Annotated in this window: 19 protein-coding genes and 4 tRNA genes; 8 read left to right on the top strand and 15 right to left on the bottom strand. The window is 51.0% G+C overall.

Annotation, left to right across the window (positions count from 1 at the left end; all coding sequences use genetic code 11):
- Nucleotides 1-7: 7 nt before the first annotated feature.
- From AB1I49_RS04640 to AB1I49_RS04620, 5 genes are read left to right on the top strand one after another with little or no spacing between them, the layout of a single operon-like run.
- A complete protein-coding gene (locus AB1I49_RS04640) occupies nt 8-2,671 on the top strand; it encodes an HAD family hydrolase (protein ID WP_407721512.1) in 2,664 nt (887 codons plus the stop codon).
- A gap of 17 nt (nt 2,672-2,688) precedes the next feature.
- Nucleotides 2,689-3,333 carry a ribulose-phosphate 3-epimerase gene (rpe, locus tag AB1I49_RS04635; RefSeq protein WP_316612737.1) on the top strand — a complete coding sequence of 215 codons (645 nt, stop codon included), beginning with the start codon at nt 2,689-2,691 and terminating at the stop codon, nt 3,331-3,333.
- 11 nt (nt 3,334-3,344) lie between these two features.
- A complete protein-coding gene (locus tag AB1I49_RS04630) occupies nt 3,345-3,827 on the top strand; it encodes a hypothetical protein (RefSeq protein WP_201428908.1) in 483 nt (160 codons plus the stop codon).
- Complete coding sequence (locus AB1I49_RS04625; protein ID WP_407721511.1) at nt 3,820-4,989, top strand: DUF6765 family protein; 1,170 nt, start codon at nt 3,820-3,822, stop codon at nt 4,987-4,989. Before AB1I49_RS04630 ends, AB1I49_RS04625 begins: the two co-directional genes overlap by 8 nt.
- Nucleotides 4,982-5,524, top strand: a complete 543-nt coding sequence (locus tag AB1I49_RS04620) for a DUF308 domain-containing protein (protein WP_407721510.1) — start codon at nt 4,982-4,984, stop codon at nt 5,522-5,524. The genes AB1I49_RS04625 and AB1I49_RS04620 overlap by 8 nt, the downstream gene beginning before the upstream one ends.
- Before the next feature lie 44 nt (nt 5,525-5,568).
- Here the strand turns inward: AB1I49_RS04620 and AB1I49_RS04615 are convergent, their stop codons facing one another.
- From AB1I49_RS04615 to AB1I49_RS04550, 14 genes are all read right to left on the bottom strand, one after another.
- On the bottom strand, nt 5,569-6,351 hold the full coding sequence (locus AB1I49_RS04615) for a response regulator (protein WP_407721509.1): 783 nt from the start codon (nt 6,349-6,351) through the stop codon (nt 5,569-5,571).
- On the bottom strand, nt 6,348-8,270 hold the full coding sequence (locus tag AB1I49_RS04610; protein ID WP_407721508.1) for a sensor histidine kinase: 1,923 nt from the start codon (nt 8,268-8,270) through the stop codon (nt 6,348-6,350). Before AB1I49_RS04610 ends, AB1I49_RS04615 begins: the two co-directional genes overlap by 4 nt.
- Nucleotides 8,271-8,427: 157 nt before the next feature.
- A tRNA-Gly gene (locus AB1I49_RS04605) sits at nt 8,428-8,503 on the bottom strand.
- 7 nt (nt 8,504-8,510) lie between these two features.
- Nucleotides 8,511-8,586: transfer RNA gene (locus AB1I49_RS04600), tRNA-Phe, on the bottom strand.
- A 5-nt stretch (nt 8,587-8,591) separates the two neighbouring features.
- Nucleotides 8,592-8,668 (bottom strand) — tRNA-Asp (locus AB1I49_RS04595).
- Between the two features lie 5 nt (nt 8,669-8,673).
- Nucleotides 8,674-8,749 (bottom strand) — tRNA-Val (locus tag AB1I49_RS04590).
- A gap of 146 nt (nt 8,750-8,895) precedes the next feature.
- On the bottom strand, nt 8,896-9,849 hold the full coding sequence (locus AB1I49_RS04585; protein WP_186833308.1) for an L-lactate dehydrogenase: 954 nt from the start codon (nt 9,847-9,849) through the stop codon (nt 8,896-8,898).
- A gap of 48 nt (nt 9,850-9,897) precedes the next feature.
- Complete coding sequence (locus AB1I49_RS04580) at nt 9,898-10,290, bottom strand: DUF1893 domain-containing protein (RefSeq protein WP_186833309.1); 393 nt, start codon at nt 10,288-10,290, stop codon at nt 9,898-9,900.
- A 26-nt stretch (nt 10,291-10,316) separates the two neighbouring features.
- Nucleotides 10,317-10,907, bottom strand: coding sequence for an HdeD family acid-resistance protein (locus tag AB1I49_RS04575; RefSeq protein ID WP_407721507.1), 591 nt, complete (start codon nt 10,905-10,907; stop codon nt 10,317-10,319).
- Nucleotides 10,908-10,920: 13 nt separating this feature from the next.
- Nucleotides 10,921-12,396, bottom strand: a complete 1,476-nt coding sequence (locus tag AB1I49_RS04570) for a glycosyl hydrolase 53 family protein (protein WP_407721506.1) — start codon at nt 12,394-12,396, stop codon at nt 10,921-10,923.
- 113 nt (nt 12,397-12,509) lie between these two features.
- Nucleotides 12,510-12,671, bottom strand: a complete 162-nt coding sequence (locus AB1I49_RS04565; protein WP_186833312.1) for a FeoB-associated Cys-rich membrane protein — start codon at nt 12,669-12,671, stop codon at nt 12,510-12,512.
- 7 nt (nt 12,672-12,678) lie between these two features.
- Nucleotides 12,679-15,102: a ferrous iron transporter B gene (locus tag AB1I49_RS04560; protein ID WP_186833313.1), complete on the bottom strand. Its 2,424-nt coding sequence runs from the start codon at nt 15,100-15,102 to the stop codon at nt 12,679-12,681.
- 33 nt (nt 15,103-15,135) lie between these two features.
- Nucleotides 15,136-15,357 carry a FeoA family protein gene (locus AB1I49_RS04555; RefSeq protein WP_186833314.1) on the bottom strand — a complete coding sequence of 74 codons (222 nt, stop codon included), beginning with the start codon at nt 15,355-15,357 and terminating at the stop codon, nt 15,136-15,138.
- Between the two features lie 12 nt (nt 15,358-15,369).
- Nucleotides 15,370-15,582 (bottom strand): FeoA family protein, encoded by a 213-nt coding sequence (locus AB1I49_RS04550; RefSeq protein WP_186833315.1) that lies wholly within the window; start codon nt 15,580-15,582, stop codon nt 15,370-15,372.
- Between the two features lie 341 nt (nt 15,583-15,923).
- Between AB1I49_RS04550 and AB1I49_RS04545 the strand changes: the two genes are divergently transcribed.
- Nucleotides 15,924-16,841, top strand: a complete 918-nt coding sequence (locus AB1I49_RS04545) for an aldo/keto reductase (RefSeq protein ID WP_407721504.1) — start codon at nt 15,924-15,926, stop codon at nt 16,839-16,841.
- A gap of 75 nt (nt 16,842-16,916) precedes the next feature.
- Here the strand turns inward: AB1I49_RS04545 and ybeY are convergent, their stop codons facing one another.
- Nucleotides 16,917-17,372, bottom strand: coding sequence for an rRNA maturation RNase YbeY (ybeY, locus tag AB1I49_RS04540; protein WP_186833317.1), 456 nt, complete (start codon nt 17,370-17,372; stop codon nt 16,917-16,919).
- Nucleotides 17,373-17,568: 196 nt separating this feature from the next.
- Between ybeY and AB1I49_RS04535 the strand changes: the two genes are divergently transcribed.
- Together AB1I49_RS04535 and pfkB are read left to right on the top strand one after the other, a co-directional pair.
- On the top strand, nt 17,569-18,318 hold the full coding sequence (locus AB1I49_RS04535) for a DeoR/GlpR family DNA-binding transcription regulator (RefSeq protein WP_407721503.1): 750 nt from the start codon (nt 17,569-17,571) through the stop codon (nt 18,316-18,318).
- Nucleotides 18,315-19,238 carry a 1-phosphofructokinase gene (gene pfkB, locus AB1I49_RS04530; RefSeq protein ID WP_316609739.1) on the top strand — a complete coding sequence of 308 codons (924 nt, stop codon included), beginning with the start codon at nt 18,315-18,317 and terminating at the stop codon, nt 19,236-19,238. Before AB1I49_RS04535 ends, pfkB begins: the two co-directional genes overlap by 4 nt.
- Nucleotides 19,239-19,283 lie beyond the last annotated feature (45 nt).

The following is a 19,283-nucleotide window of genomic DNA, read 5'->3' as shown; positions in this document are numbered from 1 at the left end:
GAAAGCCTTGTCAGATTTCAATAAGGACGCGGAGAAGCAGGAACAGCTTCTTAAGGAACTCGAGATCGAGAATATCCTCGCGGAGACCCATGAGATGGCTGACCGCGAAAAAATGAAGCGCACCGCTCAGAAATACCGTGTTAAACCTAAGGTTGCGGATATTTTCAGCAACGCTGACATGAAGCCGCGTCTGACAAACGCTAACCCGCTTGACCTCGACAAGGAAGAAGCCGACGACAACACTATCGTCGGAGATAAAAACGCCGCTACGATGCAGGCAGAGCTGATCATGGACGGCGCCGAGGAAAAGGTGCAGACTCCCGAGGAAGCCGAGCGTGAGGCTAAAGAAAAGGCTGAACGCGAGGCGGCCGAAAAAGCTGCCAAGGAACCCGGAAAAATCGTCACACTTACTCCCGAATACGCCGAGGATACGAGGTTCTCGGGTGAGGTGCTCAGCACCGCCGACGCGTTCCGTGAAAGCCCCGTGATCGAAAACATTACTTCTATCGACATAGAGGTTCCCGACGGTGAGAACGGTAAGAACGGTGAGAACGGCGAAAAGGAACAGCCTGCCGAAACCGCCGCACCCGAAAAAGCCGAGCCGGAAGCTGCAGAAGCTCCCGAAAAGCCCGAAAAGCCGCTCGAGAGGGTCGTGGCGAAGGTACCGATTTACCGTCCCGAGGATCCGAAGGATATGCTCAACATCAAGGCAGGCCGCTTCTCCGAGGTTGTGACCACCGAGTACGAGGAGTATATCCGCTCAAAGAACCCCTCGGTCATCACGCACGTTATCCGTCCCGAGCCGAAGCCCGAGGTCGAGGAGGAAGAAAAGGAAGAGGACGAGCGTTCAACCAAGGAGAAGATTCTCTCGGCAGTTGTCGGCTTCTTCTCAAAGGACGAGTCCGATGACGATGATATCCCTCAGGAAAAATCCAAAACCATTGAGGACTACACCGGCGAGGACGACGAGAAGAGTATTCTCTTCGAGCTAAACCACAATATCCGCAAGCTGTTCTCGCGCACGCTTATCATGGGCATTGTAACGCTGCTGTCCTTCATTCTGACCGTAGTTACGAGAATCTTCCCCGACGCTATAATCTCCGCCGTACCCGTCGCTCCAGCGGCATACGCGGTATTCAACTTCCTGCTCGTTGGCTTCTCGGTATTTGTGAACAGAGTCGCTATCATGAGCGGTCTGACTCCGCTGCTGAGGTTCAAGGGCAATTCCGACACCGCAGTTGCCGTTGCAGGCGTCGCGGCGGTATTGCAGACGATCGCATCGTTCTTCATGCTCGGCGACATGACCGTTTTCAGCGTCAATTACTACTGCGTCGTCGTGCTGCTCGCATTTTTCACGAACAATCTGGGCAAGCTGATCATGGTGCTCCGCGTCAAGGACAACTTCCGCTTCGTTTCCTCAAAGGGACAGAAGTACGCCGCGAAGATATACAACAACGAATACGTCGCAGGCAAGATGCTCAGCGGCACCGCTGCCGACAGAGCTCTTATCGCCTATCAGCACAAGACAGGCTTCCCTGCCAATTTCCTTAAAATTTCCTACGCGCCCGACCCGAGCGAGGATCTCGCGTCAAAGCTCGCGCCTATCACCTCGGTCATCGCGGTCGTAATAGCGCTGTTCTACGGAGTGGTCAAGCTCTCCTTCGGCGGCGCGATAAACACTCTCGCTCTTATCACGGCGCTCGCTATCCCCGTTTCAACCCTTCTCGCGGTCAATTTCCCCGTAAAAAGGCTGTGCAAGAACCTGCTCGGCTACGGCGCGATGCTCTCGGGCTATCCGTCGATCAAGCAGTTCTGTGACAGCACCGCGATTATGCTCGACGCAAACGAGCTCTTCCCCACCGACTGCATCGAGCTTGAGGGCATCAAGACATACGAGGAATACAACGTCGACGAGTCCCTGCTCTGCGGTATCGCGGTTCTCAAGGAAGCGCAGAATCCGCTCGCGAACGCCTTTGACTCCGTTATCTCCGAAACAGGCGAAAGCCTTCCCGAGGTTGAGTCCGTGCTCTACGAGGACGAGCTCGGTCTTGTCGGCTGGATCAACGGCGAACGCATTCTCGTCGGTTCGCGCAACCTGATGGACAAATACAGCGTTGAAACCCCGACTCCCGAATACGAGGAACGCTACACCTCAAAGGGCAGACAGATCACATATATCTCGCGCGCAGGCAGGCTGGTCGCTATGGTCGTCACAAACTACCACGCCGATCAGGAGCTCCAGGCAGAACTGCAGCGCGCCGAGGCAAACGGCATCAGCTTCCTTATCCGCACCACCGACTATAACATCACCGACGACCTCGTGGCAAAGCTCTACGGTCTGTTCTACCGCAGCATCAAGGTGCTGCCTACAGGCTTGGGTCATGTGCTCAAGGAAGCACAGACAACCACCGAGGAAACCTCGCGCTCATACCTAATCACGGGCGGCAAGGCTGCTTCACTCGCGAGAGCTGTTTCGGGCAGCGTTAAAATCAAAAGCAACATTTCGCTGGCGATCATGATCCAGCTAATCGCAATTGTCCTCGGTATTCTCATCGCCTCTGTCCTCTCGCTGTACGCAAATATCGGCGTTATGGGTTCGCTCGAGGTGCTGATTTATGCGGTATTCTGGGGCGTCGCCGCAATCGCCGCGCCCGCTATCCAGAAGCCGTAACGAAGGGAGATATTATTATGCTGATTGCTCCGTCGCTGTTATCCTGCGACTTTTCAAAAATGGGTGAGGAAATCGCGCGCATGGACAAGGCAGGCGCGGACTGGATGCACCTCGACGTTATGGACGGTCATTTTGTCCCGAACCTCACCTTCGGCGCTCCCATAATAAAATGGGTTCGTCCCTTCTCGGACAAGCCCTTTGACGTTCATCTGATGATAAGCGATCCGCTGCGGTATATCGACGACTTCGCCGACGCGGGCGCGGACATCATCACCTTCCACATCGAAAGCGATTCCGATATCGACAAGACTATCGACAAAATCAAAAGCCGCGGAATCAAGGCAGGCTTGGTGCTCAAGCCCAAAACACCTGCCGAGGCGGTATTCCCCTACCTCGACAGGCTCGATTTGGTGCTTGTCATGACGGTCGAGCCCGGCTTCGGCGGACAGAGCTTTATGGCTGACATGATGCCTAAGGTGGAGGCTATCAAGGCTGAAATCAACAGACGCGGCTTAAATGTTCTGATCGAAGCCGACGGCGGCATAGGCGACGCAACCATCGCCGAGGTCGCAAGGGCTGGCGTTGACGTCTCCGTCGCGGGCACCGCTGTTTTCAAAGCAGAAAATCCCTCTCAAGCCATCAAAAGGCTTGCTGCATATTAAGGAGAGTTGGCATGGACGCAACCATAAGACGCCTGCAAAACAATCTTATTACGCTTGGCACCGGCACGATCGCGTTTGGCATCTGGACGGTCATCAAATACTTTCTTCTCTGCACGGTCGACATTCCGAATATCATTGACTCAACCGGTCAAATTCCCGATGACATCTACAGGATCGCATTTTTTATTATCGTTATGACTGTCGCGATTTTTGACTTCATTCTGCGCTGCGTCATCGGTTTTTCCGCGCGGTCTGAGGGCCGCGGCAAAAAGAAGGGCTGGTTTTATCTGATCACCGCCATAATCACAATCCTTCTGTACGTGTTTGGCGTGATCACCGAGATAACCGCTATGTTCAGCGCAACCGAAGGACTGCTGAATAAGATCATTACGCTCCTTATCGATACGACTTCTATCGTGCTGATTATTGAGATCATTATTTCGAGCATAAAGCTTAAAAAGCTGCTCAGGGTTCGCGGAGGTGCGCATGAATAAGGATTTTCACTGCTACGCCACATACTGTGCGGCTATTCTCGCGGGCTACTCGCATGAGGAAAGCGCGGTCATCGGATACAGCTCACAGATGGTCGACCTATGCACCAGAACAATGCTCTCAAAGCTGCACGCTCCTCAGTCGGCTGCCACCACTCAGCTGCAGCTCGAGCTGATGGACGCGCGGACAGATATCATCGGCTTGCAGGACATCACAAGGATCTGGGCGTCGTTCCACTTCCTGCCGGGCGATCTGTACGCTCAGCCAAAGCAGAAATGCTCAAAGAAATACCTTAACAAATACAGGCTTATCTGCAACCCGAACAGCGAACTGCTCGAGAAAACCGTCAGCCTCGCCAAAGGCAAAAGCGAGCAGGCGGCAGGTATCGCGATGCACGTTCTCGCAGACACATGGGCTCACAGGTACTTCGCGGGCACGCCGTCGCTCGTTATAAACAATATAAACTACCACTGCTTTGAGCTGGTTCAGAGTGAGAACGGCGAAGTGGAACGAAAGGTGAACTTCCGCCACAATCCTTCCGCGCCCGACGACCCCGAACACAGCGCGTATACAAACACCGTTTACTACAACAACGAAAACTCTATCATGAGTCTCGGTCACGGACGCGCGGGACATCTGCCCGATTACTGCTTTGTGAAGTACAAGTATCTCCCCGCATGGAAGCAGTATGAGGAGATCGTCAAGGATAATCCCGCCGATTATCTCAACGCGTTCTGTCAGATGATCTACGCGCTCAAATTCCTGCGCGGAGTTAATCCCTCGTTCGAGCGAGGCAAATACGATACCGAGGCGGCAGAGCCTATTATGGACGATATCCGGCGTATTCTGCACACCGTTCAGCTCGACTCTACAGATGACTGGCGTGAGCTCGGCAGGAAGCTGTCGGGTCACTCGCTCGAGGAAATCGACGTCGATAAAATCGAGAAGGAATACCTTGACGCGGACGACGACAAAAAGGACGACACCTTCCTCGGCAAATTCATCATCGGCGCACTCGCGCAGAAAAGCATGGTGACCAACCAGATCTTCCAGTCGGGCAACAAGCTCGCGGGCTACTCCATCGAGTACAGCAGCAAGGGCTTCAAGGGAATCCGCGATTTCCGCAAGCTGCTGAACAGGAAGGAGAGTGCAAAAAATGAGTAAATTTCAACGTGTCAAAAGCTTTCTGGCTGGAGTCGCACTTCTCCTGCTCATACTGATCCTGCTTGCCGTACCCGAAAGCGGCTTAAGCATTGTCGCTCTGATTCTCTCTCTCTCTCTGGTTTTCTACGGCTTCCGAATGCTGTGGTACTACGCGAAAATGGCGCGTCACATGGTCGGGGGAAAAACCTTCCTGTACCAAAGCATCATCGTGCTGGATTTCGCACTGTTTACATTCAGTCTGATTCGGATATCGACAGTTTGGATCATGATATACCTGATGGGCGTTTTCGCGTTCTCGGGCGCTATAGATATTCTCCGCGCGCTTGAAGCTAAGAAAAACGGCGCTCCGTCGTGGAAGCTGAAGTTCATCAGCGGCTGTATCAGCGTTGCGGCTACGATCGCGCTGTTCATCATCGGGATCATATTCCGCGAACAAACCATTATGGTCTACGGCTACTGCATCAACCTCGGTTACGCCGCCGTTATGAGATTTGTAAACGCGTTCAGACGAACCGCTATTGTTTATATCCAATAAAAAATCACCGTTCTTCCCTGTCAGAGAAGAACGGTGTTATTCTTTTAAAATTCATTGAAAAGGAAATCCGCCCAGTAGTACTGGCTCATGTATTCGTTCGCGTAGGCGTTGACAGCGCCCGCGTCAAGCTCGGCAAAGCGGTAGTAGTCGCAGTCGAGTGTGCTGACGTTTACGGACAGGTTGTTGTAGCTCTTGTTTATCGCCTTCTCCGCTCCGACCTTCTTGAGGCTCTTCATCATGGCGGAAATAAGGATTTGCAGATACGCCTGCTGCTTCTTGTCATATGGCTCGTCCTCAAACAGAGCAGCGGCGATCTCCTTTATCGTACACGAACTGCCGTGGCGGTGCACAAGATAGGCGAAGATCTCCTTTGAACGGCTGCGCTCAAAGTGGACGGGCGTGCCGTCGGGAGTGAATACGTCAAAGTTGCCGAAGCACTGAACCTTCAAGAGCGCGTTGTCCTTCGGTACGATCGGGAATCGCAAATCGGAAAGCTCTCGCGCAACGTCCTCGGCGGTTACGGGCTTCATGATATAGCCGCTCGCGTGAAGCTGCATTGCCGCGCCCGTGTACTCGCTGTAGCCCGTGACGAAGATTATATTCATCTTCGGGTTAACCGCCTTGAGCTCCTTCGCAAGCTCAACGCCGTTCATTCCTCTCATATGTATATCGAGAAACGCGATATCACAGCCGTTTGTTTTTGCCTCGTTGAGCAGGTCGGTCTGCTTCGAAAACGCCGTAATATCCGCGTCGGGCTCGGCTTCCCTTACTGCCATTTCGAGCATCTGAAGCATCAGAGGCTCGTCGTCTACACACAATATTCTCATTTATTATTCTCCTTTGGAATTATAACTCTGGCGACTGTTCCCTCGCCTATAACGCTTGTAATCTCAACATCGGCGTTGCACATATCTTTCAAGCGCCTGCGAGTGTTTTCCATGCCGACGTGCGAGCGTCCGTCGTTCTTTTTGGCTTCGGTATCAAAGCCCACGCCGTCGTCGGATATAATGACCTCATACGCCTTGTCAGTTTCGCGAGTGGCGATTGTAACGGTGCCGCCGTCCTCCTTCATTCCGACTCCGTGCTTGACTGCGTTCTCAACAAGCGGCTGGATCGACAAAAGCGGCAGCTCAAAATCGGTGCACTGAATGTCGTAGGCAATGTTCAGCTTGTCGGCAAAACGCAGCTTTTCTATATACAGATACTTTTCGAGGTGGTCAAGCTCCCTCTCAAACGGCACAGGCAACGTCTGCTTGAGCGAATCCATATTGCCGCGGAGATACTTTGTAAAGGTGATCGTCGCCTTCTGAGCGGTGTCGGGGTCGAGCTTGCAAAGCATAGCGATACTCGACAGCGAATTGTAAAGGAAATGCGGCTGGATCTGGCTGACCATGATCGAAACCTTCGCCTCGTACAGCTCCTTCTGCATCTGCTGGTAACGGATAGCTTCCTTATACTGCTTCTTCAGATCGCGAATCAGACGGATTATCTGGTAAAGCATTGTTATCGCGCTTCCGAAGATGTAGAAGTGAATATCAGTAAAGCTGAAACAGCGGTTAAGCACGTCTAGAATAATCGACAGCGTAAGCGGCGTCCATGAGGCGAGAATGAATACAGCCTGCTTGTTGTTCCGAGCCTCGATAATCAGAAGCACGGTTATTATTATCGTACAAACCGCGGTAAAGATGTAAATATTCGGAGTTGAGCCGTACAGGTCGACAAATCCCGCGAAATGACTGATAACAGCGGCTATCACCATTAAAAGATAGAAAGTAACCGTTACCGTTGCGATTATTCGCGTTACCGACCGCTCGAGATTCGCCCTCAGATAGAAAAACACGGATATGATAAAGAAATAATTCAGCAGTATCTCGAACATCATACAGACGGTGCTGTCGATTATCCACAGGTTCATGTATTCACTGATGCTCTGAGCTATCATATACAAGCCCCAGAACAGGCAGAGTACGCCGAAGGTCAGGTATTTATAATTGATTTTGCCGAGAATGAAGCCCGCGATTGGAAACAGGAACACACCGAAAAAGCACACCAGAACAAACAACAAAAGCGACGGCAGAGAATCAAAAAAGAATTGCAGGTAACTGCCGTTAGCAAAGCTCAGAGTGACCTCGAGCGTGTCCGAAAGATTGGTTCGTGAAATCGGGTACGGGTTATCGAGCTCCAAAACCAATTCGGTATCCATAGTCACGCCCATTTCCTTCAGATAATCCATATCAATAGTCTGAACATAGTAGCCGGGTGTGTCAGGATAAAACATTTCGAGTGAGTAATAGACCGGATAATGCTCCTTGAAGTACTCCTTATCAAGAAACGGGTCGTCAGGATCGTCGGCACTCTGCGTATAGACATTATAAACACTTTCAAGATATTCATCTTTATCTCTGTAAACATGTTCGACGAGAGGTGTTCCGTCGGCGGTTTTCAGGGTGTACCAGATGTTTTTGGTTGAAATATTGATATTCGTGAAGAACTCAAGCTCGGGTAGCAATTTTCCTTTAAATACAACCTTATGAAAGCCGTGGTTGACAATCGGCGTGTCAGGGTCGATCGGCGTCCATTCTCCGTCGTCAACAGAATAAGAGCCGTCGAGAAATACTGACTTTTTATCGAAAAAATCAAACCTGTAATAGTTTATCGCGCCGAGGACGATGAGTCCGATAAGCATTATTAATACAAGAGAAAGAGAGATAATTGTCCACCGTTTGCTTTTGAGAGCCTTACGCATTGAGTTCACCTGATTTCCGTGTGCGTGTCGCTTAGTGATATTATATTAATTTTATCAATTTAACGGATAAATGTCAATGAAAACGAAGGCGCAAAATACATTGTCCTCTCTTGTTGAAAAATTAAAAGAGAGTACCTTTGGTACTCTCTTTTTTCAATGGAGCGGATGACGGGGCTCGAACCCGCTACCTCCACCTTGGCAAGGTGGCGCTCTACCAGATGAGCTACATCCGCATATTTATGGTGCCTCCGGACGGAATCGAACCATCGACACGGGGATTTTCAGTCCCCTGCTCTACCAACTGAGCTACAGAGGCAAATTTGGCGACCCGGAACGGGCTCGAACCGTCGACCTCTAGCGTGACAGGCTAGCGTTCTAACCAACTGAACTACCGGGCCATTATTGGTGGGAGTTACAGGGCTCGAACCTGTGACCCTCTGCTTGTAAGGCAGATGCTCTCCCAGCTGAGCTAAACTCCCAACTGCCTTTGCCGCTGCTTCTCTCGGCAACAGTAAATAGTTTAGCACAGAACCGCTGATTTGTCAATATGTTTTTCAAAAAAATATGTAATTATTTCCGCATCGTTAAGGTCGGGCCAACACAAGACCCGACCTTTACTTACTTCCTATTCCTCTTCAAGAACGTCGTTGAGTACCGCCTTAAGAGTGTCGGCAGAACGCTGCAGAGCTGCGCGCTCCTCATCGCTGAGTTCAATCGGGACCTGACCCTCAACGCCATGCTTGCCGACAATCGCGGGCATACTGAGCGCGACGCCGTTGATTTTCTCCGAATTCTGTATGCTCGATACAGGCAGGATCGATTTCTCGTCCCTTACAATCGCCTCGCAGATGCGCTTTACCGACATCGCGATGCCGTAGTAGGTCGCCTTCTTGCGCTTTATGATCTCGTAGGCGCTGTTCTTGACCTCCTCGGCGATTCTGCGCGAAGTTTCTTCCTCGTGGAAATGTCCGCGCATGTTGCAGAACTTGAAGAGCGGAACGCCCGATACATTCGCGCTGCTCCACGCGGCGATCTCGCTGTCGCCGTGCTCGCCGATTATGAAGGCGTGGATACTTCTGCTGTCAACCCCGAGGTGCTCGCCGAGCATATACTTCAATCTCGCGGTATCGAGAACGGTTCCCGAGCCAAACACGCGGTTCGAGGGATATCCGCTGAGCTGCTTTGCGACGTAGGTCAGGATATCAACGGGGTTCGCGACTATCAGAAGAATGCCCGAGCGGTTGTACTTGGCTACTTCCGGAATAATCGACTTGAAGATCGCGACGTTCTTCTTGACCAAATCGAGTCTTGTTTCACCCGGCTTCTGACCCGCGCCCGCGGTGACAATTACGACGGCGGCGTCGCTGATGTCCTGATAAGTGCCCGCGTAAATCTGCATGGGTTTTGAGAAAGGCAGTCCGTGGCTTATATCGAGAGCTTCACCCTCTGCCCTGTCCTTGTCAGCGTCGATCAGCACGATCTCGGAAAACAGATGGCTCTCCATAAGTGAAAATGCCGATGCCGAGCCTACAAATCCGCAGCCGATGATTGCCGCCTTTCTGCTGTTCATTTCTACCATAAATAATCACTCCCTGTTACAAAGATAATATTTCCAAAAAATTATTGTTTATTTAAGCGCTGCGGGTGCGTCGGAAGGATCGACGACATTCTCAACCGCCAGCTCTGACGGACACACCTTGCCGTCGGCATCGATAAGACGCTCAACAAGCGTTCCGTACACGCATTCGATACCCTGCGCCTCGAGCACTGCCTTAGCGGTTTCCGTGATAACCTCCGCGTACAAAGACTTCACCCTTAAGAGTACAAAGAGCATCGCCGCGGCTTTTCCGACAACCTTGTCGGCTGCGGCAGCACCAATCCATGTGTCCTCTCCGACAAGTGAAAGCAGCGAATCAAGTCCGCTATCCTCGGAAACATGGACGCTGTCCTTCGCGCAGACGACGAGTTTATAGCCGCCGATGCTGAGCATCTGACGCGCATAGGTCATTTCGGTTATCATTTTGCTTCACCTCTTACTGTTGTCTATTAGTCCTCGTCATAAACCGTCGCTTCAACATAGCCGTCGTCGATCACCTGTCTGCCTGCGCGAGCGACAAAAATCAGAGTGATGATGTCAAACAGTGCCGACACGAGAATCGCGATTCCCGCGAACATAAATAGAAAGTGAGTGGTTTCAAATGGGTTAACAAGAATAACGCCGCCGAGGATTACAGAAATTATCGCGCTGATGATGCTGAAAGCGGAAACAGGCTGGTTGGCTTTTCTTGAGTTGAAATATCCCATGATCTTTATAAAGCCCGAAATCAGCAGTATCACACCGTAGAGTATCGCGATAAAGGCAAAGAAGGACATGATCAGACCGTGAGCTGAAATTGTGAATATTCCTATCGCAAGCAGGATTATCGACCAGATAAGAGTAAAGGTACTCTCCTCCTGCTTCTTGCGCGCGCTGAAATAGCGGATAAGATAAATCAGACCGACTACCGTGAGGAAGATTCCGAAGCAAATCACCACAATGGTTGTGAAGGTCTCGGGGTTGATAAGCAGAAATACGCCAACTGCGATTTCAAAAATCAGCATCAGGATAATCGGGATATTGTTTTTGATGGTGTTCATATTATTTGCCTCCTTAGATTGGATTATTTATCGGATAATCGGACTTATAGCCCGCAATGTACTTCTGTATCTCCGTAGCGTCCACAATATCGACAACGCCATCGCCGTTCACGTCGGAAACGCGGTTTGTCAGAGCATCGGGAGTCACGAGAGCCGCTGTGATACGCTGAACCCCGGTGACATCGGTCACAGTGATATCGCCGTCGTTATCAGCGTCACCGTATATTTTTCCCGTGACAGACGCGAAAACATCGAGCGAGGACAGTACCCTGCCATGAGCGTCGAAAAACGCCTGATTGTCAACCGCTGAGCCGCCGTAGTACTTGCCTGCGTCGTCGGGGTCGTATGCCGCCGAGAAGCTCGAAGCCCAGCCTGAGCCGTATTTTTCCAAAAGCTTGCTGTTTGCTTTATATCGGGCTGAATAAGCGCTGCCGCTCAGTCCCGTTGTATCGCCGACGGTGATCCACGCGCCTTCCCAGTAAAAGACGCCGAGTCCCCTTTCTCCGACGTCGTTTACGGCGTTCATCACAGCTCTAACCTCGTCCGCCTGACCTTGTGGCGTGAAGCTCCAGAGCAGGTTTTCGCCCGAGGAATTCGCGCCGCTGTTGACGGTATTCCGAAAGCCGTCGGTATCGTCGAGTGTGAAGGGATATGAGGTCTCTGCGACGAGGGTGTATTTGCCGTAGGTGTCAGCGACGTAGGATAAAACCGTCGTCAGGTTGCTCAGGCTGCCGTGCCAGAACGGATAGTATGAGGTTGCGAAAACGTCGTAGTCAGCGCCGTATCTGTTGAGCGAATCGGCAAGGTACTTAACATGACAGTCGCGCTCGGGATTTGTAAAGTGAAGCGCGACAAGGACGTTTTTGTCAAAATCCCTGACCGCCCTGCTTCCCGAATCAAATAGCTTTGACATGGATTCAAAGCTGTACTCTCCTGCTATGCCCGTGGTGGTTTCGTTGCCGATCTGCACCATGCCGATATCCGCGCCTGCCGCTTTTATTTTGTTCAGCGAATCCAGAGTGAAATCATAAAGCGCGGTGCATTTTTCCGATAAAGAATAATTCTGCCATTTCTTGGGCGCCTGCTGCTTTTTCGGGTCAGCCCAGAAATCGGAATAATGGAAGTCAACAAGGAGCTTCATTCCGTATTTTGCAGCACGTCTGCCGATTTCAGCCGCGGACTGAACGTCGCAGTTACCGCCGCCGTAGCCCGCGCCGTTTCCGTCAAAGGGGTCGTTCCAGACGCGGACGCGGATATAATTTACCCCGTGATAAGCGAGGATTTTGAACAGGTCGCTTTCGCTGTCTTTTTCATCGTAAAACTTAACGCCCGACTGCTCAAGAGAAAGCACGGAGGATATGTCCATTCCGCGGATAAAATCGGGATTATTGAAGTCAATTTTACCGCTCTGTGCCGCGAACGACGGCAAAAATGCGGAACAGATAAGCGCAAGAACCGTCAGCACGGCAGAAAAAGCCTTTTTGACCATAATTCGCCCCTCCGAATCACTTTATATAACAATGATAACACAAATACGGAAGCAACGTCAATATTTTTCGGTAAATAATTACAGCCATACCGAAAACCGATATGGCTGAAAAATTAATGGCACTGATTTTTCATCGGGCAGTTTGCGCAGCCGCAGCCGCAGGTTGACTGACCCTGTTTTTTCTTCTTTACTCTGTTTATAATTATCAGGGCTAAAACCGCCGCGACTGCCGTGCCGACAACGATGGTGCCCCAATTAGCAGCTAACCATTCCATATATACCTCACTTGAGCTTTACATTTAGCTTTTTCGGTTCCTTGTAAGGTCTGACGAGCAGGTAAATGATGAGAGCCATCACGATAACCGCCGCGATAAGACCGATAAGATTCATATTCCCGAAGAATGCCGAGCCGAGCTGATAGATCATCAGCGACACAGCGTAAGCGAACAGGCACTGATACGCGAGAGCAAATGCCGTCCACGCGGCTGAGTTCATCTCTCTTCTGATTGCGCTCATAGCAGCAATACACGGTGCGCAGAGAAGATTGAAGGTCAGGAAGGAGTACGCCGAGAGTTTTGTCATGCTGATGAAGTCGAGTACTCCGAATACGCCGACGATCTCTTCCTTCGCGATAAGTCCCATTATAGTCGCTACGCTCGCTGTGCTGTTGCCGAAGCCGAGCGGAATGAATATCCACTTGATTGCATCGCCGATTTTGCCGAGAATACTGTCCGCGAGCGCCATATCTGTGCTGAAGCCGAACACGCCGTTCGTCCAGCCGAAGTGTGAGCCTGCCCAGATAATGACAGACGCGAGCAGGATAACAGTGCCTGCCTTCTTGACAAACGACCAGCCTCTGTCCCACATTGAACGCAGAATGTTGCTTAATGTCGGGAGGTGGTATGCGGGAAGCTCCATGACAAACGGAGCGGGATCACCCGAGAAGATTTTTGTCTTTTTGAGCATTATGCCCGAAACTATTATAGCCGCCATGCCCATAAAATACGCGCTCGGCGCTACCCACCACGCGCCGCCGAAAAGCGCCGTTGTGATCATCGAGATAACAGGCAGCTTTGCGCCGCAGGGAATGAAGGTGGTTGTCATTATAGTCATGCGGCGGTCGCGCTCGTTTTCGATCGTGCGCGAAGCCATGATGCCCGGAACTCCGCAGCCGGTGCCGATAAGCATCGGGATAAACGACTTGCCCGAGAGTCCGAACTTGCGGAAAATCCTGTCCATAACGAAGGCGATACGCGACATGTAGCCGCAGCTTTCGAGGAAAGCAAGAAAGAAGAAGAGCACGAGCATCTGCGGCAGGAAGCCCAGTACCGAGCCTACGCCGCCGATAATACCGTTGATAATCAGACCCTTGAGCCAGTCGGCGCAGTTGATCGCGTCAAGCCCTTCCTGAGCGAGCGTCGGAACGCTCTTGACCCACACGCCGTACTCGGACGGATCGGGCGCTTCATCAAGAATCGGGTCAACCAAGGTGTCGAGGTCATAGCCCAGTGCAACAACCGCTGAACCGTAGGTTTCATAGTGCGCGGCGAATTTTTCAAGGCTCGGTTCGTCAGCAAAGAAATCAACGCGCAGGGTTCTTGCCGCTGTCGTCTGACCGTGGGAGACTTCCTTCTCTGTCTTTTCCGCCTCGCGGAGCATTTCGCCGATTTCCTTTTGATTAAAGAAATGCTCCTTTCCGTAGTCCTCGTAGTCCTCGCTGTATTCCGTGTCGCCCATTCCGAGCAGGTGCCAGCCGTCGCCGAACACTCCGTTGTTCACCCAGTTTGTGAACGCCGTGCCGACGGTGCTGATGGATACGTAGTAAACCACAACCATTACAAGCACGAAAATCGGCAGCGCAGCGTAACGGTTGGTGACGACCTTGTCGATTTTGTCAGAGGTCGTGAGCCTGCCCTGATTGTGCTTATGATAACAGCGCTTGATTATCTTTCCTATGTAGACATATCGCTCGTTTGTGATGATGCTCTCCGCGTCGTCGTCAAGCTCCTTCTCGGCGGCAGCTATGTCCTTTTCGATATGCTTCAGAACGTCCCCGGGAATGTTGAGCTTTTCGAGCACCCTCTCGTCGCGCTCAAAAATCTTGACGGCATACCACCGCTGCTGCTCCTCGGGAAGGTCATGAATAACGGCTTCCTCAATGTGAGCGAGAGCGTGCTCAACCGCGCCGCTGAATGCGTGCTGAGGAACGGTCTTGTCATTTTTCGCCGCTTCAATCGCCTCCTCGGCAGCCTCGTTGATTCCCGTGCCCTTGAGAGCCGAGATCTCGACCACGCGGCAGCCGAGAGCCTTTGACAGCTCGGCAATGTCGATCTTGTCGCCGTTCTTTCGGACAACGTCCATCATGTTTATCGCGACTACAACGGGAATGCCAAGCTCGGTCATCTGAGTGGTAAGATAAAGGTTTCGCTCTATATTGGTTCCGTCGACGATATTGAGGATCGCGTCCGGTCTTTCGTTAACAAGGTAATTTCGCGCCACTACCTCCTCAAGGGTGTACGGCGAAAGCGAGTAGATACCCGGCAAGTCGGTGAGAATCACGTCGGGGTGCTTCTTTAGCTTGCCTTCCTTCTTCTCAACGGTTACGCCCGGCCAGTTGCCCACAAACTGGTTAGAACCCGTGAGCGCATTGAACAGCGTCGTTTTACCGCAGTTCGGATTGCCCGCCAGGGCAATTTTGATTTCCATTTATATTATCCTTTCATTTGCGCCTTTCGCGCCTTATTCTACCTCTATCATATCCGCGTCCGCCTTGCGAAGCGTGAGCTCGTAGCCCCTCACGGTAAGCTCCATCGGATCGCCCAAAGGCGCTACCTTGCGCACGGTGATTTCAACGCCCTTCGTGATGCCCATATCCATAATTCTGCGCCTGACAGGGCCTTCACCGTGAACCTTAATGACCCTGACGGTCGCTCCTATCTTTACGTTTTTGAGTGTATTCATAAAATAATCTCCTTATACCATAATCTTCTCCGCCATCTCTCTGCTGACGGCTACGCGCGACTCCTTGACGCTGACGATAAGATCTCCGTCGTTCTCACTGATTACGGAAATCTCGCCGCCGACAACAAAGCCGAGGTTTTCAAGATGCTTCTTTGTATCACGATTGCCGCCGACCTTTTTTATTATTAAGCTGTCGCCTGAATTCGCAAAAATCAATGGCACCATTTCATCATCTCCTAAGCAAGATTAGCTAATGCTAACCGTTTGGCTGATAAAAAGGTTAGTCAAAACTAACCGATTCGTGTAAAAAAGCAGCAGAAATATCTGCTTTTTCAAAATTAATTATATCGGAATGTTAAGACTTTGTCAAGGATTTTCGAATAATAAATTAGCACAGACTAACTTAAATAATTTCTGCACAGACAATTGACTTGCGATATTTTGGCATATATAATTATATTATGAACAGTCGGGATATATTCCCATTTGATATTTTCTTTCCGATCTCTCCGCGCGGCATCAGCACCCGTCAGAGAGAAACAGCGACAGACTAAAAGGAGATTAATATGAAAACCGTAAAATTTGGCAACTCCGACCTTATGGTGCCCGTTATCGGTCTGGGCTGCATGAGAATGAATAACCTCGAGAAGAACGCTATTCCCTATTATATCGAGCACTGCTGCGATCTGGGCATAAATTTCTTTGACCACGCGGACGTTTACTCCGACGGCGAGTGCGAATCGCTTTTCGGCGAGGCTACGAAGAGCGTTTCGGTTCCGAGAGATAAAATGATTATCCAGTCAAAGTGCGGAATTATCCGCGGCGTGATGTACGATTTTTCATACGAGCACATCATCAAATCGGTCGACGGAATTTTGAATAGGCTCGGCACCGATTATCTTGATATTCTCCTGCTCCACCGTCCCGACGCGCTCTGTGAGCCCGAAGAGGTCGCAAAGGCTTTTGACGAGCTCGAGAGCAAGGGCAAGGTTCGCTATTTCGGCGTATCAAACCACCGCCCCTCTCAGATAGAGCTGCTCAAGACCTGCGTTAGACAGGAGATCCACTGCAACCAGATGCGTTTCAGTATCCCCTACTCAAGCCTTGTTTCAACAGGTATCGAGGCGAATATGATCACCGAGGGCGGCGCTGACAGAAACGGCGACCTGCTTGACTACTGCCGTCTGCACGGCATTACCGTTCAGGCATGGGCTCCGTTCAGAGGCAAAAACGGCTCATTCGTAGACAGCAACGAGACCTATCCCGACCTCAACTGGGCGCTCGGCGAGATCAGCGCGAAGTACAACACCACAAAGACCGCGATCGCGGCGGCGTGGATACTTCGTCACCCCGCAAGGATCCAGACGATCGCCGGCACGATGAACTTTGACCGTATCAAAGAAGTCGCCGCGGCTTCCGACATCACCCTCACACGCGACGAGTGGTACAGGCTCTACACCTCCGCAGGTCATCTGTTGCCCTGATATAATAGTATATATAAAGATTAAGCACGCCCTTCCGAAAGACGGGCGTGCTTTTTGTCGTCGATGTCTGTTATTTTATTTGCTGAGCGTATACGCCGTGGACATCGGGAACCCCAATTCATACATAATCATTTCCTCACGGGCTCTGCTTCCCTCGTCCTCAGGGTCGCACCCGAGAATACCTAGTACCCCGAGCACTGTCAAATACACCGCTTCCCTCTGAAGGGAACTGAAATAAGTCTGCGCGAGCTCGCTTGCACGTTCAAGCGATACATAGACGGCACCCAATACACCGTCCTCGTTCATCGGCTTATAGAGCATATTCTCAACGCTGCTGCAGCCGAAGATTTTTTCGTTGATTTTTCTGATTTCCTCATTGTCGGTAAAGATGACGTCGATCTCAGCGGAAGCGCTGTAGCCCTGGAGTATGAGCGTCGCAAGACAACACCTGCGGATAAGCATGCGAAGTCCCTTGGGCACCTTCACTGTCTTTTGGATATCGGTGATCACAACCTTGGTTTTCTCTGCCATAACTTATTATCCCCCTTTCGCGATATTCAGCCTGCTTTTCGACTGTATACATATTATATAAAATTTCCGCAGATTTGTAAATTCGCATTTTAGATAATAATGTTTCATGAGTTGATAGTTTTTTTGATTATTTTTGAATAGTTTTGCTTGACTTTGATAATTTATGTGCTATAATGGTATTAAGAGGTGATTGAAGTTGCTTACCCAGGAAAGATATCAGTCAATTTTGAGCATCATCAACGACAAGAACGCCGTTACCGTTGCGGAACTGGCGCAGCTGCTCGACACCTCGGAATCCACTATCCGGCGTGACCTGACAGCTCTCGACGAGCTTGGTAAAATCAAGAAGGTTTTCGGAGGTGCGACCTCTATCACCCAATCGGGCGGAATGTACGAGGACAATGTCCACACCCGCGAGAACCTTATGTATGATGAAAAAACCGAAATCGCGAAGTACTGCGCCGGGCTTATCAACAATACCGACTTTGTTTATATCGACGCAGGCACCACCACCTCGCGTCTTATTGATTTTATAGACAACGACAAAGCAACCTACGTCACCAACGGCATTTCACACGCGCGCAAGCTGATCCAAAAGGGTCTGAGCACGTACATGCTCGGCGGCAAGATAAAACCGCTGACCGAGGCTGTTGTAGGCGCCGAAAGCATTCTCTCGATGAAGGGCCTGAACTTCTCGAAGGCTTTTATGGGCACAAACGGCATTGACCTCTCGGCGGGCTACACGACACCCGACCTCGAGGAAGCGCGCATCAAGGAAGTGGCGATAAACACAAGCTACATGGCTTTTATCCTCGCCGACAGAACGAAATTCAGGAGATTGTTTTCCGTATCGTTCGCACAGCTCAAGCAGTGCTGCATCATCACGGATCACATCCCCGACAATAGATTTGCAAACGAAACAGTCATAAAGGAGGTAATGAAGTGATTTATACCGTTACGCTCAATCCGTCAATCGACTATATTGTACGGCTTGACAAGCTGGTCAACGGTATCACAAACCGCACCACCAGCGAGGAGTACTACTACGGCGGAAAGGGAATCAACGTTTCCTGCGTGCTCGCGGAGCTCGACCTCGACAGCACCGCCTACGGCTTTGTGGCGGGCTTCACCGGAGAGGCGATCGAAAAGGGTATCCGCAACGACAGGATAATCACTGATTTCATCAAGCTGAAGCACGGCATCTCGCGCATCAACGTCAAAATCAAGGCAGGCGAGGAAACCGAAATCAACTGTCAGGGTCCTCACATCGACGACAGAGAGCTCGAGAGACTTCTCCAGAAGATCGACCGAATCGCAAACGACGACACCCTCGTTATCGCGGGCAGCGTTCCGAAAACAATGCCCGACGACATCTATGAGAGAATGCTCGAGAGGATCAAGCACAAGAAGGTCAGGATCGTAGTTGACGCGACAAAGAAGCTGCTTGTCAACTCCCTCAAGTATAAGCCCTTCCTGATAAAGCCGAACCGCCAGGAGCTTTCGGAGATCTTCGAGGTCGAGGTAAAGACCGAGGATGACATTGAGAAATACGCCAAGGAGCTCCAGATGATGGGCGCTCAGAACGTGCTTATCTCGCTCGGCGGCGAAGGCGCTATGCTGATCGATGAATTCGGAAACAAGCATAAGGCGGGCGTTCTCAAGGAAAAGGTCATCAACACCGTCGGCTCGGGCGACTCGATGGTAGCGGGCTTCGTTGCCGGTTACGAGAAGGAAAAGAACTATGAATACGCCCTCAAGCTCGGAAGCGTCTGCGGCAATGCAACTGCATTCCTTCCGGGACTCGCGACAAAGGAAAAAATCGTCGAGCTTCTCAAGAAGTTCGACGAGGTTTACAAAGAGCCATAAGCTGTAAGAGTACAGCGTATAATATAATAAAAATCAAGGAGGAAA

This window comes from Ruminococcus sp. NATIVEDY160 (assembly GCF_045819885.1).
Lineage (GTDB): Bacteria > Bacillota > Clostridia > Oscillospirales > Acutalibacteraceae > Ruminococcoides.
The sequence above is the reverse complement of the archived record's forward strand: the minus strand, read 5'-3'. Positions and strand labels throughout refer to the sequence as shown.